The sequence below is a fragment of the Janthinobacterium sp. GW822-FHT07H11 genome (assembly GCF_058798615.1).
In genome coordinates this window covers 2,426,599-2,443,911 of record NZ_CM179507.1, presented here as the reverse complement: position 1 = coordinate 2,443,911, position 17,313 = coordinate 2,426,599, and the positions used below count along the sequence as shown (strand labels likewise).

Annotated in this window: 15 protein-coding genes and 5 tRNA genes; 9 read left to right on the top strand and 11 right to left on the bottom strand. The window is 62.0% G+C overall.

The window, feature by feature from the left end; genetic code table 11:
- Positions 1 to 110: 110 nt before the first annotated feature.
- Positions 111 to 1,046, top strand: a complete 936-nt coding sequence (locus tag AC3RCJ_RS10900; protein ID WP_492965158.1) for a LysR family transcriptional regulator — start codon at positions 111 to 113, stop codon at positions 1,044 to 1,046.
- A gap of 113 nt (positions 1,047 to 1,159) precedes the next feature.
- Positions 1,160 to 1,360: a hypothetical protein gene (locus tag AC3RCJ_RS10895; protein WP_492965154.1), complete on the top strand. Its 201-nt coding sequence runs from the start codon at positions 1,160 to 1,162 to the stop codon at positions 1,358 to 1,360.
- A gap of 411 nt (positions 1,361 to 1,771) precedes the next feature.
- Here AC3RCJ_RS10895 and AC3RCJ_RS10890 read toward each other — a convergent pair.
- The 7 genes from AC3RCJ_RS10890 to AC3RCJ_RS10860 form a co-directional block, all read right to left on the bottom strand.
- Positions 1,772 to 1,847: transfer RNA gene (locus AC3RCJ_RS10890), tRNA-Ala, on the bottom strand.
- A gap of 50 nt (positions 1,848 to 1,897) precedes the next feature.
- Positions 1,898 to 1,973: transfer RNA gene (locus AC3RCJ_RS10885), tRNA-Glu, on the bottom strand.
- Between the two features lie 36 nt (positions 1,974 to 2,009).
- A tRNA-Ala gene (locus AC3RCJ_RS10880) sits at positions 2,010 to 2,085 on the bottom strand.
- A gap of 134 nt (positions 2,086 to 2,219) precedes the next feature.
- Positions 2,220 to 2,295 (bottom strand) — tRNA-Glu (locus AC3RCJ_RS10875).
- Between the two features lie 67 nt (positions 2,296 to 2,362).
- Positions 2,363 to 2,438 (bottom strand) — tRNA-Ala (locus tag AC3RCJ_RS10870).
- A 124-nt stretch (positions 2,439 to 2,562) separates the two neighbouring features.
- On the bottom strand, positions 2,563 to 3,969 hold the full coding sequence (gltX, locus tag AC3RCJ_RS10865) for a glutamate--tRNA ligase (RefSeq protein WP_492962479.1): 1,407 nt from the start codon (positions 3,967 to 3,969) through the stop codon (positions 2,563 to 2,565).
- Positions 3,970 to 4,039: 70 nt separating this feature from the next.
- The gene (locus tag AC3RCJ_RS10860) at positions 4,040 to 4,951 is read right to left on the bottom strand and encodes a LysR family transcriptional regulator (RefSeq protein ID WP_492962481.1); all 912 of its coding nucleotides are present in this window, start codon (positions 4,949 to 4,951) and stop codon (positions 4,040 to 4,042) included.
- A gap of 147 nt (positions 4,952 to 5,098) precedes the next feature.
- Between AC3RCJ_RS10860 and lysA the strand changes: the two genes are divergently transcribed.
- Together lysA and AC3RCJ_RS10850 are read left to right on the top strand one after the other, a co-directional pair.
- Positions 5,099 to 6,355 carry a diaminopimelate decarboxylase gene (gene lysA, locus AC3RCJ_RS10855; RefSeq protein ID WP_492962483.1) on the top strand — a complete coding sequence of 419 codons (1,257 nt, stop codon included), beginning with the start codon at positions 5,099 to 5,101 and terminating at the stop codon, positions 6,353 to 6,355.
- A 62-nt stretch (positions 6,356 to 6,417) separates the two neighbouring features.
- Positions 6,418 to 7,983, top strand: a complete 1,566-nt coding sequence (locus AC3RCJ_RS10850) for a phospholipase D family protein (protein ID WP_492962485.1) — start codon at positions 6,418 to 6,420, stop codon at positions 7,981 to 7,983.
- Positions 7,984 to 8,105: 122 nt separating this feature from the next.
- Here AC3RCJ_RS10850 and AC3RCJ_RS10845 read toward each other — a convergent pair whose 3' ends face one another.
- From AC3RCJ_RS10845 to apbC, 3 genes are all read right to left on the bottom strand, one after another.
- Positions 8,106 to 9,785, bottom strand: a complete 1,680-nt coding sequence (locus AC3RCJ_RS10845) for an alkaline phosphatase family protein (RefSeq protein WP_492962487.1) — start codon at positions 9,783 to 9,785, stop codon at positions 8,106 to 8,108.
- A 137-nt stretch (positions 9,786 to 9,922) separates the two neighbouring features.
- The gene (locus tag AC3RCJ_RS10840; protein WP_492962489.1) at positions 9,923 to 10,330 is read right to left on the bottom strand and encodes a DUF4399 domain-containing protein; all 408 of its coding nucleotides are present in this window, start codon (positions 10,328 to 10,330) and stop codon (positions 9,923 to 9,925) included.
- Positions 10,331 to 10,562: 232 nt separating this feature from the next.
- Complete coding sequence (gene apbC / locus AC3RCJ_RS10835) at positions 10,563 to 11,651, bottom strand: iron-sulfur cluster carrier protein ApbC (protein ID WP_128139888.1); 1,089 nt, start codon at positions 11,649 to 11,651, stop codon at positions 10,563 to 10,565.
- A 160-nt stretch (positions 11,652 to 11,811) separates the two neighbouring features.
- On the opposite strand from apbC, the gene metG reads away from it, so the two are divergent.
- The 5 genes from metG (at position 11,812) to panC (ending at position 16,617) form a co-directional block, all read left to right on the top strand.
- Positions 11,812 to 13,968 carry a methionine--tRNA ligase gene (metG, locus tag AC3RCJ_RS10830; RefSeq protein ID WP_492962491.1) on the top strand — a complete coding sequence of 719 codons (2,157 nt, stop codon included), beginning with the start codon at positions 11,812 to 11,814 and terminating at the stop codon, positions 13,966 to 13,968.
- A 9-nt stretch (positions 13,969 to 13,977) separates the two neighbouring features.
- Complete coding sequence (locus AC3RCJ_RS10825) at positions 13,978 to 14,457, top strand: GNAT family N-acetyltransferase (protein WP_492962603.1); 480 nt, start codon at positions 13,978 to 13,980, stop codon at positions 14,455 to 14,457.
- A 106-nt stretch (positions 14,458 to 14,563) separates the two neighbouring features.
- Positions 14,564 to 14,773 (top strand): DUF3460 family protein, encoded by a 210-nt coding sequence (locus tag AC3RCJ_RS10820; RefSeq protein ID WP_492962493.1) that lies wholly within the window; start codon positions 14,564 to 14,566, stop codon positions 14,771 to 14,773.
- A gap of 17 nt (positions 14,774 to 14,790) precedes the next feature.
- Positions 14,791 to 15,723 carry a segregation and condensation protein A gene (locus AC3RCJ_RS10815; protein ID WP_492962495.1) on the top strand — a complete coding sequence of 311 codons (933 nt, stop codon included), beginning with the start codon at positions 14,791 to 14,793 and terminating at the stop codon, positions 15,721 to 15,723.
- Positions 15,724 to 15,777: 54 nt separating this feature from the next.
- Positions 15,778 to 16,617 (top strand): pantoate--beta-alanine ligase, encoded by an 840-nt coding sequence (gene panC, locus AC3RCJ_RS10810; protein ID WP_492962497.1) that lies wholly within the window; start codon positions 15,778 to 15,780, stop codon positions 16,615 to 16,617.
- 49 nt (positions 16,618 to 16,666) lie between these two features.
- Here panC and AC3RCJ_RS10805 read toward each other — a convergent pair whose 3' ends face one another.
- Positions 16,667 to 17,158: a hypothetical protein gene (locus tag AC3RCJ_RS10805; RefSeq protein WP_492962499.1), complete on the bottom strand. Its 492-nt coding sequence runs from the start codon at positions 17,156 to 17,158 to the stop codon at positions 16,667 to 16,669.
- Positions 17,159 to 17,313: the final 155 nt, after the last annotated feature.

The following is a 17,313-nucleotide window of genomic DNA, read 5'->3' as shown; positions in this document are numbered from 1 at the left end:
CCTGGCACCGACGCGATTTGCCCTGTCAAGCATTTTTGATCAAGCACAATTTAGATAAAAGCGAAAAATTATGTACAATTAATTTCGAAAAAAGAGAACAAGTGATATCCATGACTTTAAAGCAACTCGAAGCGTTCTACTGGGCCGCCACCTGCGCCAACTTTGCGATTGCCGCCGAACGCCTGCATTTGTCCGTATCGTCTCTCTCCAAGCGCATTTCAGAACTGGAGGAAGCGCTTGGCATCAATCTGTTCGACCGGAGTGGCCACCGCGCCGTACTCAGCGATGCTGGCCAGGCATTGCTGCCACGCGCGCTGGCGCTGCTCGATGACGCCGCCGCAATACGTACCGCCTTCGCCCCCTCTGCCGGGCTAGTTGGCCGTTGCACCTTTGGTGTTGGCGAACTCAGCGCGCTGACCTGGCTACCGCAGTTCATTGCGCAAGTCCGGGCACTGCATCCCAAATTGACGCTCGAACCCTATGTCGACGTGGGCTCAGTTCTGGAAAGCCGTGTCACCAAGGGCGAGCTCGATTTTGCGATCATTGCCGGACGCTCATCGCACCACGGCATCCTGTCGCAACCAGTCAGCCAAGCACAATTCATCTGGCTTGCCGCGCCAACCCTGGCCGTATCTGACAGCCCGCCTGGCTTACGTGGCGCCGCCGATTTACTTGACGCTGGACAGCCCATCGTTGCCTTGCCGCCATCAGCTGGCACCACGCGACTGATTGATGACTGGCTACTGGCTCACGGCATCGCTGCCGTTGAGCGTATAAGCTGCAATAATTGGGGGGCCATTGCCGGCATGCTGATTGCCTCTGTCGGGATCGGCATACTGCCCACTGGCTGGAGTCAAAAGCTGGTTGACCAGGGGCTGCTGCTCCCGCTCGCCGCCGCCGAAATGCCAGCGCCGGTAATCTATTCTTTTCAGTGGCGGCGCGGAGACAACCGTCCACTGCTCGACCAGCTACGCGGGCTTTCCACCCAATATGTCGACTTCACTGCCGATCTATCGCGACCGCTGGGCAGCATAAGGGAACGCTGATAACTGCCGGCCATGCGCCGCCCGCTGGCCACCTCGACGTCCAGCAACCCATGCATGGGCATCAGCGGGAGCCAAGCGCGACGTCTTGCATGCCATGCCAGCGCGCTAACAGCTTGGCCACGCTCGCCGAAGGGTATGGCGAAATTGGCCCGGAAATAAAAAAAGCCGCTCGAGGCGACTTTGATTATCATGTGATTTATGCGCTGTTGGTGGAGGCGGCATGGATACGGATGTTGGCTTCAGAAGATGGTGCCGTCGGATTACGCTACGCCAATCCGACCTACGCCACACTCCCCTGTCGGGTATGGCGATAAGGGCCACGGAAATAAAAAAAGCCGCCCTAGGCGACTTTGATTATCATGTGATTTATGCGCTGTTGGTGGAGGCGGCATGGATACGGATGTTGGCTTCAGAAGATGGTGCTGTCGGATTACGCTACGCTAATCCGACCTACGCCACTTAGCCATATTCCCCCGAGGGGTATGGCGGGAAGTGTCACGGAAATAAAAAAAGCCGCTCGAGGCGACTTTGATTTATTTACTGCTTTACCTACCCGTTTCTGCGCTGTTGGTGGAGGTAAGCGGGAGCCAACCCTGACCTCTTGCATGCCATGCAAGCGCGCTAACAGCTTAGCCATATTCCCCCGAGGGGTATGGCGGGAAGTGTCGCGGAAATAAAAAAAGCCGCTCGAGGCGACTTTGATTATCACGTGATTTCTGCGCTATTGGTGGAGGTAAGCGGGATCGAACCGCTGACCTCTTGCATGCCATGCAAGCGCTCTCCCAGCTGAGCTATACCCCCCGGGCGCAGAAACACTGCTACTTCTTTACGACTACAACACCAGAATGAACTGGCGTCCCCAAGGGGATTCGAACCCCTGTACTCACCGTGAAAGGGTGATGTCCTAGGCCTCTAGACGATGGGGACCTTGGTACTACAGTTACCACCTTACTTCTGCGCTGTTGGTGGAGGTAAGCGGGATCGAACCGCTGACCTCTTGCATGCCATGCAAGCGCTCTCCCAGCTGAGCTATACCCCCCGGGCGCAGAAATAATAAAAGCCGCACTTGGCGACTTTGTTCCACTACTTGCTTTCCATCCAGATTCCGCTTTTAACGGGCCTGAACTTACAACAATCAGTACAAACAACTGCCACTACTATACCACAACTACCTGGCGTCCCCAAGGGGATTCGAACCCCTGTACTCACCGTGAAAGGGTGATGTCCTAGGCCTCTAGACGATGGGGACCGCGGAACTTCCTAACAACTACTGCACCACTTCAACGACTAACAAAACCTGACTGCGATTTTGCTGCTGGTGGAGGTAAGCGGGATCGAACCGCTGACCTCTTGCATGCCATGCAAGCGCTCTCCCAGCTGAGCTATACCCCCGTTGGTGCAGAAACAAGAGTATAGCAAAGAAGTTTCACTCTGCAAATACCCTTTTTCGTCTATGAGCAACTTTTCATAGGGGCGGTTTCCGCACTGCGTTTACACGATCAATTCGGCGCGGCGATTACAGCCACTTTGCCAGGCGCGCCAGCACGGTGTCGCGGCCGAACATCACCACCACCTGGTCGATGGCCGGCGTCTGCAGCTGACCCGTCAGAATCAGGCGCAAGGGCATGGCCAGCAGCGGCATCTTGATGGTGTTGGCGGCCAGCACTTCCTTGATCATGGCGGCCACGGCTTCCTTGCTCCACTCCACCGTGGCGATGCGCTCGGCAAACTGCGCCAGCACGGGCTTGATCGCGTCCGTGATGTGCTGCGTTGCCAGCTCCGCTTCCGGCTGCGGCTCGCGGAAGAACAGCATCGAGGCGGCAGCCAGTTCATTGACGGTATTGGCGCGCTCTTTCATCATGCCCAGCACTTGCGCCAGATCAGGCGCCCCCTCGAAGACGGCACCGGCGGCGACCATCTGCGGGCGCGCCAGGTCGGCCAGGCGGGTATTGTCTGCCTGCTTGATGTACTGGTTATTGAGCCACTTGAGCTTTTCCAGGTCGAACTGCGCGGCCGACTTGGTCAGGTGATCGAGGTTGAACCACTCGCAGAACTGCTCCACCGAGAATACTTCATCATCGCCGTGGCTCCAGCCCAGGCGCGCCAGGTAGTTCAGCATCGACTCGGGCAGGAAACCCTGCGCCGGGTAGTCCATCACGCTGACGGCATCGCGGCGCTTCGACATCTTCTGGCCGTCCGAACCCAAAATCATCGGCAGGTGGCCGTACAGCGGCAGCGGCGCACCGATGGCGCGCAGGATGTTGATCTGGCGCGGCGTATTGTTGACGTGGTCATCGCCGCGCAGCACGTGGGTGATGCCCATGTCCCAGTCATCGACGGCCACGCAGAAGTTATACGTGGGCGTGCCGTCAGGGCGGGCGATCACCAGGTCGTCCAGCTCGCGGTTGGAAATCGTGATCGTGCCCTTGACCACGTCATCCCAGCTCACGTCGCCGTCGAGCGGATTCTTGAAGCGCACGACGGGCTTGCGGTCCGCTGGCACGGCAGGCAGGGTCTTGCCCGGCTCCGGACGCCAGGTGCCGTCATAGCGGGGCTTTTCGCCGGCGGCGCGCATGCGCTCGCGCATCGCCTCGACTTCTTCCGGCGACGAATAGCAGTGATACGCCGTGCCTTCGGCCAGCATCTGCGCCACTACTTCGCGGTAGCGGTCCATGCGGGCCATCTGGTAGAACGGACCTTCGTCGTGGTCCAGGCCCAGCCACTGCATGCCTTCGATGATGGCCTGCACGGCTTCCGGCGTCGAACGCTCCACGTCCGTGTCTTCGATGCGCAGCACGAAGGTGCCGCCGAAGTGACGGGCAAAGGCCCAGCTGTACAAGGCGGTGCGGGCGCCGCCCAGGTGGAGATAGCCGGTGGGGCTGGGAGCGAAACGGGTGCGGACGGGAGTAGCGGTTGTGGTCATCGAAGTAATCAGGCCTGAATAAGTAAAACGCCATTTTACTCTGTTGACCGCCGCCGCTCCACAAGCGCCGTCACAGCTGCAGCAAGCGCCTTTTCACCTCGCCCGCCTGCGCCTGCAGCGCCTGCTCGAACAGGGCGACCAGTTGCGACAGGGGCCGGTGCAAGGGTTTCACGAGACTTACCGTGAACGGCAGGGAAACGGCAAAGCGGCGGATCTGCAAGCCCTGCCCCGCATAATCGAGTGCCGTGAGCGGATTGACGATGGCCAGCCCCACGCCTTCGCGCACCATGGCGCACACGGAAGCGGCGCTGTGCGTGTCGAGCGCCATGCGCCGCTCCACGCCCGCCTGCGCGAAGATGGCGTCGATCTGCTGGCGATAGGGGTCGACGGCGGCCAGGCTGATGAAAGACTGGCCCGCAAAGTCAGCCGGCGCCAAGGTCATCTTGGCTGCCAATGGATGGCCATCGGGCAGCACGCACACTTCATCGACGGACATCAGGGTGGCCAGCGCCGTGCCAGGCGGCGCATTGCCCACTTCCGTCAGGCCGATATCGTGGCGCTGGGCCGACAGCCATTCCTCGAGCAGCGGCGACTCCTGCGGCGTGATGCTGATGCTCACCTTGGGAAAATCGGCGATGAAGCGCTTGCACGCCTGCGGCAGCAGCGACTGGGAAAACACGGGCAGGCAGGCGATCGACAGCTGCCCCTGGTCGAACTGGCGCAGGGCCGCCGCCGTGCTGACGATGCGCTCCAGGCCGAAATACGCGCGCTGCACTTCCTCGAACAGCTGCAGCGCCTGCGCCGTGGGGCGCAGCCGTCCCCGTTCGCGCTCGAACAGGGTCAAGCCCGTCAAGTGCTCGAGGCGCGCCAGCTCGCGGCTGACCGTGGGCTGCGAGGTGTGCAGCATGGCGGCGGCGGCCGTCACGCTGCCCGTCGTCATGATGGCCCGAAAAACCTCGATATGGCGCAAGGAGATAGTCATACCCATATCATAAATGAATAAGGTAGACTTAAATGGATATTTTATGTTTACACAGAAAACCCCCATCATGACCAGCATCGCAGGTCGGATTAGCGGGCAAAGCCCGCGCAATCCGACACCACCCATCACATAATAAAGACCACCGCCATGAAACCAGTGCCAGACGCCACCCTCGCCCAACTCGCCCAGGAACACGGCACGCCCCTGTGGGTGTATGACGCGGCCACCATCCGCGCGCGCATCGCGCAGCTGGCGCAGTTCGACACCGTGCGTTTCGCGCAAAAGGCCAATTCGAACATCCATTTATTGACCCTGATGCGCGAGGCGGGCGTGCACGTGGACGCCGTCTCGCTGGGCGAGATCGAGCGCGCGCTGCAGGCAGGCTTTGCGCCGGCGCAAACGAACGGCGCCGCCGGCGTGGTGTTTACCTGCGACCTGTTCGACCGCGCCACCCTGGCGCGCGTGGCGGCGGCCAAGATCGAAGTCAATTGCGGCTCCGTCGACATGCTGCGCCAGCTGGGCCCCGTGTCGCCCGGCCACCGCGTCTGGCTGCGCATCAATCCCGGCTATGGCCATGGCCACAGCAACAAGACCAATACGGGCGGCGAAAACAGCAAGCACGGCATCTGGCACGAAGAGCTGCCCGAGGCGCTGGCCGTCATCCGCGCGCACGGCCTGCACCTGGTGGGTCTGCACATGCATATCGGCTCGGGCGTCGACTACAGCCACCTGGAAACCGTCTGCGGCACCATGGTCGACCTGGTCAAGAACATGGGCCACGACATCGAAGCCATTTCCACGGGCGGCGGCCTGTCCGTGCCCTACCGCGAAGGCGAGCAACCGGTCGACACGGACCACTACTTCCAGCTGTGGGATGCGGCGCGCAAGCAGATCGAGGCGCACCTGGGCCATCGCGTGCACCTGGAAATCGAACCGGGCCGCTTCCTCGTGGCCGACGCGGGCCTGCTGGTGGCCGAAGTGCGCGCCACCAAGCAAATGGGCGGCAACCACTTCACCTTGCTCGATACGGGCTTCAATGAACTGATGCGCCCCGCCATGTACGGCAGCTACCATGCAATGTCGGTCATCGCGCATGACGGCCGCGCGCTGGACGCCAGCCCGGCATGCGCCACCGTCGTCGGCGGCCCCCTGTGCGAATCGGGCGACGTGTTTACCCAGCGCGATGGCGGCGTGGTGGAAACGCGCCTGTTGCCGGCAGCGCAGGTGGGCGACTACGTGGTCTTCGAAGGCGCCGGCGCGTATGGCGCGTCGATGTCGTCGAACTACAACAGCCGCCCGCATGCGGCCGAATACCTGGTCGATGGCGTGGATGAGCAACACCCGTCGCGGCTGATCCGCCGCCGCCAGACGGTGGCAGAACTGATCGCGCTGGAACAGCTCTAACACCGCGCCCCGTGCGGGCATGCGCATCTGCTAACATCGGGGCAACCCGATGAAAGCCCGCCATGCCCGTCCAAGCACTTCCCTTCCGCAGCGCCACCCGGCTGCTGCTGCCCCTGCTGCTATCCGCCGTCCTTGCCGGCTGCGCTTCCCTGCCCTCGCTGGAAGGCCGCACGCCCAGCCTGGCGATTACCGACACAGCCGGCACGCAGCTGGGCGTAGCCGTCGTCACGATGGCGGCACAGCATCCCGGCGTCTCGGGCATCTATCCGCTGGCCGACGGCCGCGATGCGTTTGCCGCGCGCGCCCTGCTGGCCGCCGCGGCCCAACGCAGCCTGGACGTGCAGTACTACATCTGGCACAAGGACATCACCGGCACCCTGCTGTTCGACGCCCTGCGCCAGGCGGCCGAGCGGGGCGTGCGCGTGCGCCTGCTGCTCGACGATAACAACACTTCGGGCCTGGACCAGACCCTGGCCCTGCTGGGCAAGCAGGCCAACCTGGAAATCCGCCTGTTCAATCCCTTCATGCCCCGTTCGCCGCGCGCGCTGGCCTTTCTCGCCGATTTCTCGCGCCTGAACCGGCGCATGCACAATAAATCGTTCACGGCCGACAACCAGGCCACCATCGTCGGCGGGCGCAACGTGGGCGACGAATACTTCGGCGCGGCCGGCGACGTGCTGTTCGCCGACCTGGACGTGCTGGCCATCGGCCCCGTCGTCGACGAGGTCTCGCAGGATTTCGACCGCTACTGGAACAGCGCCTCGGCCTACCCGGCTGCCCTGCTGATCAAGGCTCCCGCGCAAGGCGACGCGAGCACCATCGCGGCCGAAGCGGACCGCATCGACGACAGCAAGGCGGCCGAGGCATACGTGCAGGCGCTGCGCACTTCGCCCTTCGTCAGACAGATGATGGAACGCACCCTGCCCTTCGAATGGGCAAAGACGCGCATGGTCAGCGACGACCCGGCCAAGGTGCTGGACAAGGCAAAACCCGGTTCGGGCGTGGCGGAGAACCTGCAAAACCTGCTGGGCGTGCCGGAAAAGGAGGTGGACCTGGTGTCGCCGTATTTCGTGCCCGGCAAGAGCGGCACGCAGGCCTTTGCCGACCTCGCGCACAAGGGCGTGGGCGTGCGCATCCTGACGAATGCGCTGGAAGCGACCGACGTGGCGGCCGTGCATGCGGGTTATGCGAAGTGGCGAAAACCGCTGCTGGAAGCGGGCGTGTTGCTGTATGAATCGCGCCGCTCGTGGGAGGCCGGCGACGCGCGCGAGCAGCCGGGCCGCTTCGGCAGCTCGGCATCGAGCCTGCATGCGAAGACCTTTGCCGTCGACGACCGGCGCATCTTCGTCGGCTCGTTCAACTTCGACCCGCGCTCGATCGAATTGAATACGGAAATGGGCCTCGTCATCGACAGCCCCGTGCTGGCCCGCCAGCTGGGCCTGGCCATGCGCACGACGATTCCGCAACGCGCCTACCAAGTCCTGCTTGGCGACGACGGCGCGCTGTACTGGATCGCCCGCGACGCCAGCGGCACCACCACGCGCTACGACACGGAGCCGGGCACCAGCGTGTGGAAGCGCATGGGGGTGGCGATTCTGTCGGTGCTGCCGATCGACTGGCTGCTGTAAGCGGTTTTGCCGACGATGTTGTCGGATGACGCGTGGCTGCGCCCCGCGTCATCCGACCTACAAGGTCATCGTAGGTCGGGTTAGCGCCAAGCGCGTAAGCCGACAAGCGCGCAGCACCGCCCTTACCGCACCGCTTCCGTCAACACCCGCCCCTCCGACGCCGACGGCTGACGTATGCGCAGCAGATGCGCCAGCGTAGGGGCGATATCGACCACTTCCGCGTACTGGCCGTAGGCGCCCGGCTTGATCCAGCGGGGGCCAAGCACCATCAGCGGCACGTTGGTGTCATACGTGTACGGCGTGCCGTGCGAGGTGCCGCCGCTGCCCTTGCCGAAGTACCAGGCCGGCTTCGTGACGACCATCAGGTCGCCCGACAGCTGGCGGTTCCAGGCGCGGCGCATCAGGGTATCCATGCGCGTGGCGACGGCACCTGTTTCCATCTGCGTGCGCGTGTAGACTTGCGCCAGGCCGTCCTGCTGCAGCAGGAAGCGGGCTGCCGCGTCTTCCAGGTCGGCGCGCTGGACGCCGCTCTTTTCCGCCAGCGCGTAATCGAGGTAGATATTCGGCAGCGACGACGTCGTCACCAGCTTTTCGATGCCCAGGCTTGTCGCCAGGTGCTGGTTCAAGGCATCGACCAGCTTGGCGCCGTCGATGCGCTTGGCCGAGAAACCGCCGCGCGCTTCCGTAAATTCCGGCACGTTGGCAAAACCATGGTCGGCCGTCAGCACCACCAGCACGTTATCCATGCCGACTTTTTTATCGAGATCAAGAAAGAAACCGGCCAGCATGCGGTCCAGGCGCTGCAGGTGGTCGTGCGACATCCTGCTTTCGGGGCCGTAGGCGTGGTTCACATAGTCGTGCGCGGACAGGCTCACGCCCAGGATGTCGGGCACGCCGGCCGGGTTGCGGCCCAGGTTTTCGCCATCGATGGCGGCGCGCGCGAATTCCAGCGTCAGCTCGTCGAGGAAGGGACCGGACTTCAAGCGGCTGTAGTATTCGCCATCGAGCTTGCCGCTGTCGCTGTAATAGGCGAATGGGAAGCTGTTGCGCGTGCCCGGCTTGGCCGCCACCAGATCGTCGCGGGCGTCGCGCGCATAGGCCGCATCGGCCAGCAGCGGCGTCCAGCTCTTGCCATAGTAGCGGTCCTGCGGCTTGCTGGCCTGGTAGCGCTGCACCCATTGCGGGTGCTGCTGCATATAGTAGGTGCTGCTGGCGAAGTTGCCCGTCTTTTCCATGTACATATAGGCCGTGCCCGTTTTCCCGGCCAGCAGGATGGCGCCCCGGTCCTTGCCCGACACGGTGACGACCTTGGCCTGGTCGCCCGTGGCATAGCGCAATTCGTCGCCCAGGGTGCTCACGCGCAGCTTCACGGGCGAGGTGCCGTCATCGGGTTTCGTTTCTTCGCCGATGTAGTGGAAATTGCCGTCTTCGGTGCAGTACACGGATTTTTTCGTGACGGGATCGATCCAGTTATTGCCGATCACGCCATGCTGATACGGGTAGGCACCCGACAGCACGGCCGAGTGGCCGATGGCCGTCACCGTGATGCCATGCGCCTGGTGCGCATCGCTGAACCACGCGCCCTGCTCCAGCAGGCGGCGGAAGCCGCCCTGGCCGAACTGCTCGCGGTAGCGCGTCACCTGCTCTTGCGGCAAGCCGTCCACCACCAGCACCACCACCAGCTTCGGCTGCGCCGCAGTGGCCGGTGCAATCTTGGCCGCCTGCGCCTGGCAGGCCGCCACGCCAGCGACCAGCAGCAGCGCCTGCGCCAGTTGCCGGGAAAGGAAGAAATGTTTCGTCATATCCGCTCATCAAAAGTTAGGCCACCGGGCAGCATACGTCGACTATATGACGCAATGATGACAGAAAGCAATAACAAGAAAAGGCCGGACTCCATCGCTGGAACCCGGCCTTTGTCGCAACAGACAATATATCGGACTTACTTGACCGTCACCTTGATGCTTTTGCTCAACTCCGGCCCATACGACTGGTGCGCGCCGTTGGCGAACTGCATGGTGAGCGTGTACTGGCCCGGCGGCAAGGTGACGTCCGTTTCCGTCTGTCCTTTGCCAAAATGCAAATGCTTGTCATCCATGGGTATCATTTCGCCCGCCTTCATCGGCCCCGTATTGATGAGCAGATGATGGTGGCCCGTCTTGGCCGTCATGTCGCCGGCCGGCTTGACGTCCATGCCGCTGACGGCAAATTTCACTTTGAACGGGCTGGTCACCGTCGCGCCATCGACTGGCTCGACGAACGACACGGATTGGGCAAAGGCGCTGGCGGCCAGCAGGCTGCCGGCAAGCAGGACTGCGGCCTGGCGCAGGAATACGGTGCTCAATTGCATGATGTCTCCTTTTGTTTAATAACAATACGGACTGCATGAAACCATATTCCTGGCGGTCGTGGCGCCAGGGAAGAGTTAAGCCAATGGATAAATCCAATGGTGCCATGGTGGCCTTGAAAACCGTAGCGAGCAAGCTCAATGTCGGGTTGAGTAACGCAACCGTACTTTAGTACGGTGAGTAACGCCGACCCGAAAGTGAGCTGCGCAGTAGGTTTGCAAGGCCACCCAGCCACTAGTCGTTCTTGATGACGATCGACGGGAATTTACTTGTCATATCCTTCGCCTTTTCCGCCACCTTGATGGCGATGGTGCGGGCGATCTGCTTGTAGATCACGGCGACGGGGCCTTCCGGCTCGGCCACGACGGTCGGCGTGCCCGAATCCGTCTGCTGGCGGATGGCCATGGTCAGCGGCAAGGCGCCGAGGAATTCCACGCCAAAGTCAGCGCACATCTTCGCGCCGCCGCCGGCACCGAAGATTTCTTCCGCATGGCCGCAGTTCGAGCAGATATGCGTGCTCATGTTTTCCACCACGCCGAGGATCGGAATGCCGACCTTCTCGAACATTTTGAGACCCTTGCGCGCATCCAGCAGCGCGATGTCCTGCGGCGTCGTGACGATCACGGCGCCCGTGACGGGCACTTTCTGCGACAGGGTCAGCTGAATGTCGCCCGTGCCTGGCGGCATGTCGACGATCAGATAATCGAGGTCGCGCCAGTTGGTCTGGTCCAGCAGCTGCTGCAAGGCTTGCGTGACCATGGGGCCGCGCCACACCATCGGCTCGTCCGGATCGATCATGAAGCCGATCGACGACACTTGCAGGCCGTGGTTTTCCATCGGCTCCATGCTCTTGCCGTCGAGCGTCTTCGGCTGGCCGCTGATGCCCAGCATCATCGGCTGCGACGGGCCATAGATATCGGCGTCCAGCATGCCCACGGTGGCGCCTTCGGCCGCCAGGGCCAGGGCCAGGTTGACGGCCGTGGTCGATTTGCCCACGCCGCCCTTGCCGGAAGCGACGGCAATGATGTTTTTCACGTTGCTCATCGGCTTCAAGCCGCGCTGCACCGTGTGCGAAATGATTTTCGACGACACGCCCACGCTGACGTTGCCCACGCCCGGCAGCACGCGCAGGGCGGCCAGCACGGATTTGCGGATCAGGTCGATCTGGCTCTTGGCGGGGTAGCCCAGCTCGATGTCGAGCGAAATATCATTGCCATCGACCTTCAGATTCTTGACGGTTTTACTGGAAACGAAATCTTTATGTGTATTTGGATCAATAACCTGGGCCAGCGCGGCCTTGACGTCTTCTACTGTGATGCTCATGTAAATCTCCGTGTGTACTACATATGTGCAATACGCGCAGTCTAGCGCAAATTTGCATGGTGCGATGGCGGCAAAAGCATCACTTGCCGGCGCTGCATCTGCTCATATTGCCTTTCCGCTGTTAAAATGTCCTATTATCCATCCCAAAAGTGCATCAATCATGACTCGCAAGCTGTTCGTCACCACTGCCCTGCCTTACGCAAACGCCGCTTTTCACATTGGCCACATCATGGAATACATCCAGGCTGATATCTGGGTCCGGTTCCAGCGAATGCAACGCGATGGCGCGGCCGGCCGTGAAGTGCACTTTGTGGGCGCCGACGATACGCATGGCACGCCCATCATGATCGCCGCCGAAAAGGAAGGCATCACGCCGCAGCAATTCGTCGCCAACATCGCCGCCGGCCGCGCCCAGTACCTCGATGGCTTCCATATCGCTTTTGACAACTGGTATTCGACCGATTCGCCGGAAAACGTTGATCTGTCGCAATCGATCTACCGCAAGCTGCGCGATACGGGCCTGATCGTCACGAAAACCGTCGACCGCTTCTTCGACCCGGTCAAGGGCATGTTCCTGGCCGACCGCAACATCAAGGGCGAATGCCCGAAATGCGGCGCCAAGAACCAGTACGGCGACAATTGCGAAGTGTGCGGCGCCGCCTACCAGCCGACCGACCTGGTCAATCCGTTCTCCGTGTTTACCAACGCGACGCCCGTGATGAAGCCGTCGGAACAGTATTTCTTCAAGCTGTCCGACCCGCGCTGCTTCGAATTCCTGAAAAGCTGGCTGAATACGCCAGGCCGCTTGCAGCCGGAAATGGTCAACAAGGTCAGCGAATGGCTGGGCGAAGCGGGTGAAAAGCTGGCCGACTGGGATATCTCGCGCGACGCGCCCTACTTTGGCATCCCGATTCCCGATGCGCCGGGCAAGTTCTTCTATGTGTGGATGGACGCGCCGGTCGGCTACCTGGCCAGCCTGAAAAACTATTGCGACAAGAAAGGCATCGATTTCGACGCCTTCCTGAATGACCCGACGACGGAACAGATCCACTTCATCGGCAAGGACATCGTCTCCTTCCATTTGCTGTTCTGGCCCGCCATGCTGAAGTTCGCCGATCACCCGGTGATCGACAAACTGAAAGTCAATGTGCATGGCTTCCTGACGGTCAATAATGAAAAGATGTCGAAGTCGCGCGGCACCGGTATTTCGCCGCTGCGCTACCTGGACCTGGGCATGAATCCGGAATGGCTGCGCTATTACATCGCCTTCAAGCTGAACTCGAAAGTGGAAGACCTGGACTTCAACGGCGAAGATTTCGTCGCCCGCGTGAACAGCGACCTGATCGGCAAGTACGTGAACATCGCCAGCCGCTGCGCCGGCTTCATCGCCAAGCGTTTCGACGGCAAGCTGGCCTCGACGCTGTCGGAAGGCGCGCAAAGCTGGATCAACCGCGCGCTGACGGCGGACGTCAACGGCGTCATCGTCGAGCGCCAGGCCAGCATCGCCGCGCACTTCGAGAACCGCGAATTCGGCAAGGCCTTGCGCGAAATCATGGAAATCGCCGATATCACCAACCAGTATGTCGATGAAAACAAACCGTGGATCCTCGCCAAGGATGCGGAAAAAACCGCTGAGCTGCACGACGTGTGCACCACGGCCCTGATCCTGTTCCGCCAGCTGACGATTTTGCTGTCGCCGGTGCTGCCGGGCGTGGCCAAGAACGTGGCATCGTTCCTCAACGACGCCGAGTTCACTTGGGCGGATACGCAAGTGTTCGGCGACGCCGTCTCGAACAGCATGCTGGGCCGCACCATCGGCGCCTACAGCCACTTGATGACGCGCATGGATGCGAAGATGATCGAAGCGCTGTTTGACGCGCCGCAAGCGGCCACCGCCATCGCGGCACCGGCCGGCGACGCCGCCAACGACGCCGCAGCGCCTGCCGCTGCTGCTGCCGCCATCGAGGAACTGGCGCCCGAGATCAAGATCGACGATTTCCTCAAGGTCGACTTGCGCATCGCCAAGATCGTCAATTGCGAACTGGTCGACGGCTCCGACAAGCTGCTGCGCCTGACCCTCGATGCGGGCGAAGGCCGCTTGCGCAATGTGTTCTCGGGCATCCGTTCGGCGTACCAGCCGGAAGAACTGGTCGGCAAGCTGACGGTGCTGGTGGCCAACCTGGCGCCACGCAAGATGAAGTTCGGCATTTCCGAAGGCATGGTCATGGCCGCCTCCGCCGCCGACGAGAAGGCCAATCCGGGCATCTACATCCTGAACCCGTGGCCAGGCGCGGAACCTGGCATGCGCATCCGCTAAGGGCCGATGATGAATATCGTGGTGCGTGAAGCAGGCATCGCCGATGCACAGCTGATGGCTGACCTGACCCGCGCGGCATGGGCCGGCAAGGTGGCCGCCTCATCGAGCGGGCACCACGAAACGGCGCAGCAGGTGGAGCGCCAGCTGCGCAGCGGCGGCGGTTTCCTGCTGCTGGTCGACGAGGTACCGGCCGGTTCGCTGCGCTGGATGCCGCTCGACAGCGATCCGGCCATCTGGAAGATTTCGCGCATGGGCGTGCTGCCGGCCTTCCGCGGCAGCCACGTCTCGCAACACTTGCTCGAAGCCGTGATCCACCATGGCTTGTCGTGCCAGGCCGAAGAGTTGCGCCTGGCCGTGCGGCGCGACCAGCGCAAGCTGATCGACTTTTATGCGGCCTTCGAGTTCGAACTGGCCGAGGAGCTGGAATATTCGCATGCCAATCCCGCCGAACCGGCTCCCATGGTGATGCGGCGCTTGCTGCGTTATTGATTTTTAGCATTTTCCCCGTGGCTCGCCGCCAGAATGTCCCGCCACGCCCCCTGGCGCGGTAAAATGTGGCCTGCTGACCTTACTTATCAGACACTCAGAAGAGAATATGAAACTGCCTGCAAAACACAACAACTACGTATCCGACCACACCCTGTTCATCGCCGAACTGAAGGCCAAGAACCCCGCCATGGAACAAGGCCAGCAAGCGGGCCGCGCCCTGCTATGGGACAAGCCGCCCGTCAGCCTGGATGAGCAGGAGCGCCAGCTGGCGTCGGCCGTCAAGCAGCAGGCTTACGTTTACCAGAACAAGAACTAAGATCTGGAAGCGGCACGATGTTGCCTGAAGAGTCTGCAGTCACGCCGGAAGCCGACGCTTCCGGTGCCGGCGCAGTCATCGAGTCGCCCGAACCTGTCGCTAGCGGCGACGGCGGCGGCGACCCTGCAACATCCGCCACGGCAGTGACGGACGCGGCGCCCGCCGCCGATCCGCTGGGCATCGCCCGCCTGTATGGCGAGCCGATGCTGCGCATGCCGACGGATCTGTACATTCCGCCGGACGCGCTGGAAATCTTCCTCGAAGCCTTCGAAGGCCCGCTCGACTTGCTGCTCTACCTGATCCGCAAGCAAAACTTCAACATTCTCGACATCCCGATGGCGCAGGTGACCCTGCAATACCTGAAATATGTCGACCAGATCCGCGTGCGCAACCTGGAACTGGCCGCCGAGTACCTGCTGATGGCGGCGATGTTGATCGAGATCAAGTCGCGCATGCTCTTGCCTTCACGCAAAAGCGAAGTCGAGGAAGATGGCGGCGACCCGCGGGCCGAACTGGTGCGCCGCCTGCTCGAGTACGAGCAGATCAAGCTGGCCGCCTACGACCTGAACGCCATTCCCCAGTTCGAGCGCGACTTCGTGCGCACGCAGATCTTCATCGAGCAAAGCCTGACGCCCACCTGGCCCGAGGTGGAGCCAGTGGACCTGCAGCAGGCGTGGCTCGACGTGCTGAAACGCGCCAAGCTGACCCAGCATCACCGCATCAGCCGCCAGGAACTGTCCGTGCGCGAGCACATGTCGAGCATCTTGCGGCATTTGCAATCGTCGCGCTTCGTGGAATTTGGCGACCTGTTCGACATTGCCGGCGGCGTGCCAGTGGTGGTGGTCAATTTCGTGGCCCTGCTGGAACTGGCCAAGGAAACCCTGATCGAAATCACGCAGGCCGAACCGTTTGCGCCCATTTACGTCCGGCTGGCCTATTCGCCCGCCTGACCCCTTCCCTTTGTCACTGACCACCGTACAACGGGGTTTTAGCGAAAGCAATCAATGAAAATTATTTCCGACATCGAAGAATTGCGCGACCAGCTCAGCGGACAGCTGCGCACGGCGTTCGTCCCCACCATGGGCAATCTGCACGAAGGCCATCTGTCGCTGATGCGCCTGGCGCGCAAGCATGGCGACCCCGTCGTCGCCTCGATCTTCGTGAACCGCCTGCAATTCGGCCCGAACGAAGATTTTGAAAAATATCCGCGCACCATGGAAGCCGACATCGCCAAGCTGGAAAAGGAAGGCGTGTACGTGCTGTTCGCCCCGACGGAAAAGGAACTGTACCCGGAACCGCAGGAATACCGCGTGCGCCCGCCCGATGACCTGGGCAACACGCTGGAAGGCGAATTCCGCCCCGGCTTCTTCGAAGGCGTGTGTACGGTCGTCACCAAGCTGTTTTCCTGCGTAGGGCCACGTGTGGCCGTGTTCGGCAAGAAGGATTACCAGCAATTGATGATCATCCGCAACATGGCGCGCCAGTTCGCGCTGCCGACGGAAATCATCGCCGCCGAAACGTATCGGGCCGATGATGGCCTGGCCTTGTCGTCGCGCAATATGTACCTGTCGGAAAGCGAACGCGCGGAAGCGCCGGAACTGTTCAAGGGCCTCAATTTCGTGGCCGAGGAAGTGCGCAAGGGCAACCTGGCCGTGGGCGAACTGGAACAGGCCGCCATGCGGGTGCTGGACGGCCGTGGCTGGAAATCGGACTACATTGCCGTGCGCAAGCGCGCCAACCTGCAGGCGCCGAGCGCCGCCGAACTGGCCGCCGGCGAACCGCTGGTGGTGCTGGCCGCCGCCAAGCTGGGCCAGACGCGCTTGATCGACAACCTGGAAATCTGAACGGCATCGGGCGCGACGTGGCCACCCGCTCCCCGTCGCCCTTTCCACCTTATTTTTCCAGGCGCACCGCCTGCAATTCCATCTGCGCCATCAACAGGGGCTGCCCCTTGCCACTCAAGACCCGCAGCCTTTCATAGCTGGCCGCATCGAGCACGATTTCCTCCCCCATCCATAACTTGCGCTGGCTTGCCGGCAGCTTCAGGCTGCGCAGGATGGCGCGCGCCTGGGCCGGATCGGCCGCCAGCAGGCGGATGGCCTTCGCCTGCCCGCGCGCCGCTTTCAATGGCAGGCGGGCGCCGTGCGGCGCGCGCGCGCCGAGACTGACATAATCGCTGCCGCCGACCCGGTACAGATACGCATGCCTGTCATCGACGGCCAGGTGCAGGTCCGCGTCAGGCGCACCGGACGGCCGGGCCTCCGGTTCCGCCGGCAATACGGCAGCCTGGCCGCCGGGCCGCTCGCCGGCCTGCTCGACGCTCACGCCGCAAGCCGCCAGCACGGCCGTGCCGAGGACGAAAAATAATAGGGATAGTCGGCGCATGGTGCGCTCCTTCTTGTCGGGGTCGGGGACAGAGGTGGAAACAGTGCAGCGATCATGGGCCAATTGATTTCAAGTGTAAAGTTAACTTTGGGAAATATTTAATTCATTTGAGAAATTACATGCTCCGGCGGGGCCGTGTCCGTTGTGCGCCAGGC

Excerpts from the sequence above, each read along its gene's own strand:
- AC3RCJ_RS10815 (WP_492962495.1), top strand. The coding sequence starts at position 14,791 with ATGTTGCCTGAAGAGTCTGCAGTCACGCCGGAAGCCGACGCTTCCGGT.
- AC3RCJ_RS10805 (WP_492962499.1), bottom strand. The coding sequence starts at position 17,158 with ATGCGCCGACTATCCCTATTATTTTTCGTCCTCGGCACGGCCGTGCTG.
- AC3RCJ_RS10850 (WP_492962485.1), top strand. The coding sequence starts at position 6,418 with ATGCCCGTCCAAGCACTTCCCTTCCGCAGCGCCACCCGGCTGCTGCTG.
- apbC (WP_128139888.1), bottom strand. The coding sequence starts at position 11,651 with ATGAGCATCACAGTAGAAGACGTCAAGGCCGCGCTGGCCCAGGTTATT.
- AC3RCJ_RS10860 (WP_492962481.1), bottom strand. The coding sequence starts at position 4,951 with ATGACTATCTCCTTGCGCCATATCGAGGTTTTTCGGGCCATCATGACG.
- AC3RCJ_RS10840 (WP_492962489.1), bottom strand. The coding sequence starts at position 10,330 with ATGCAATTGAGCACCGTATTCCTGCGCCAGGCCGCAGTCCTGCTTGCC.
- lysA (WP_492962483.1), top strand. The coding sequence starts at position 5,099 with ATGAAACCAGTGCCAGACGCCACCCTCGCCCAACTCGCCCAGGAACAC.
- panC (WP_492962497.1), top strand. The coding sequence starts at position 15,778 with ATGAAAATTATTTCCGACATCGAAGAATTGCGCGACCAGCTCAGCGGA.
- metG (WP_492962491.1), top strand. The coding sequence starts at position 11,812 with ATGACTCGCAAGCTGTTCGTCACCACTGCCCTGCCTTACGCAAACGCC.
- gltX (WP_492962479.1), bottom strand. The coding sequence starts at position 3,969 with ATGACCACAACCGCTACTCCCGTCCGCACCCGTTTCGCTCCCAGCCCC.
- AC3RCJ_RS10900 (WP_492965158.1), top strand. The coding sequence starts at position 111 with ATGACTTTAAAGCAACTCGAAGCGTTCTACTGGGCCGCCACCTGCGCC.
- AC3RCJ_RS10845 (WP_492962487.1), bottom strand. The coding sequence starts at position 9,785 with ATGACGAAACATTTCTTCCTTTCCCGGCAACTGGCGCAGGCGCTGCTG.
- AC3RCJ_RS10820 (WP_492962493.1), top strand. The coding sequence starts at position 14,564 with ATGAAACTGCCTGCAAAACACAACAACTACGTATCCGACCACACCCTG.
- AC3RCJ_RS10825 (WP_492962603.1), top strand. The coding sequence starts at position 13,978 with ATGAATATCGTGGTGCGTGAAGCAGGCATCGCCGATGCACAGCTGATG.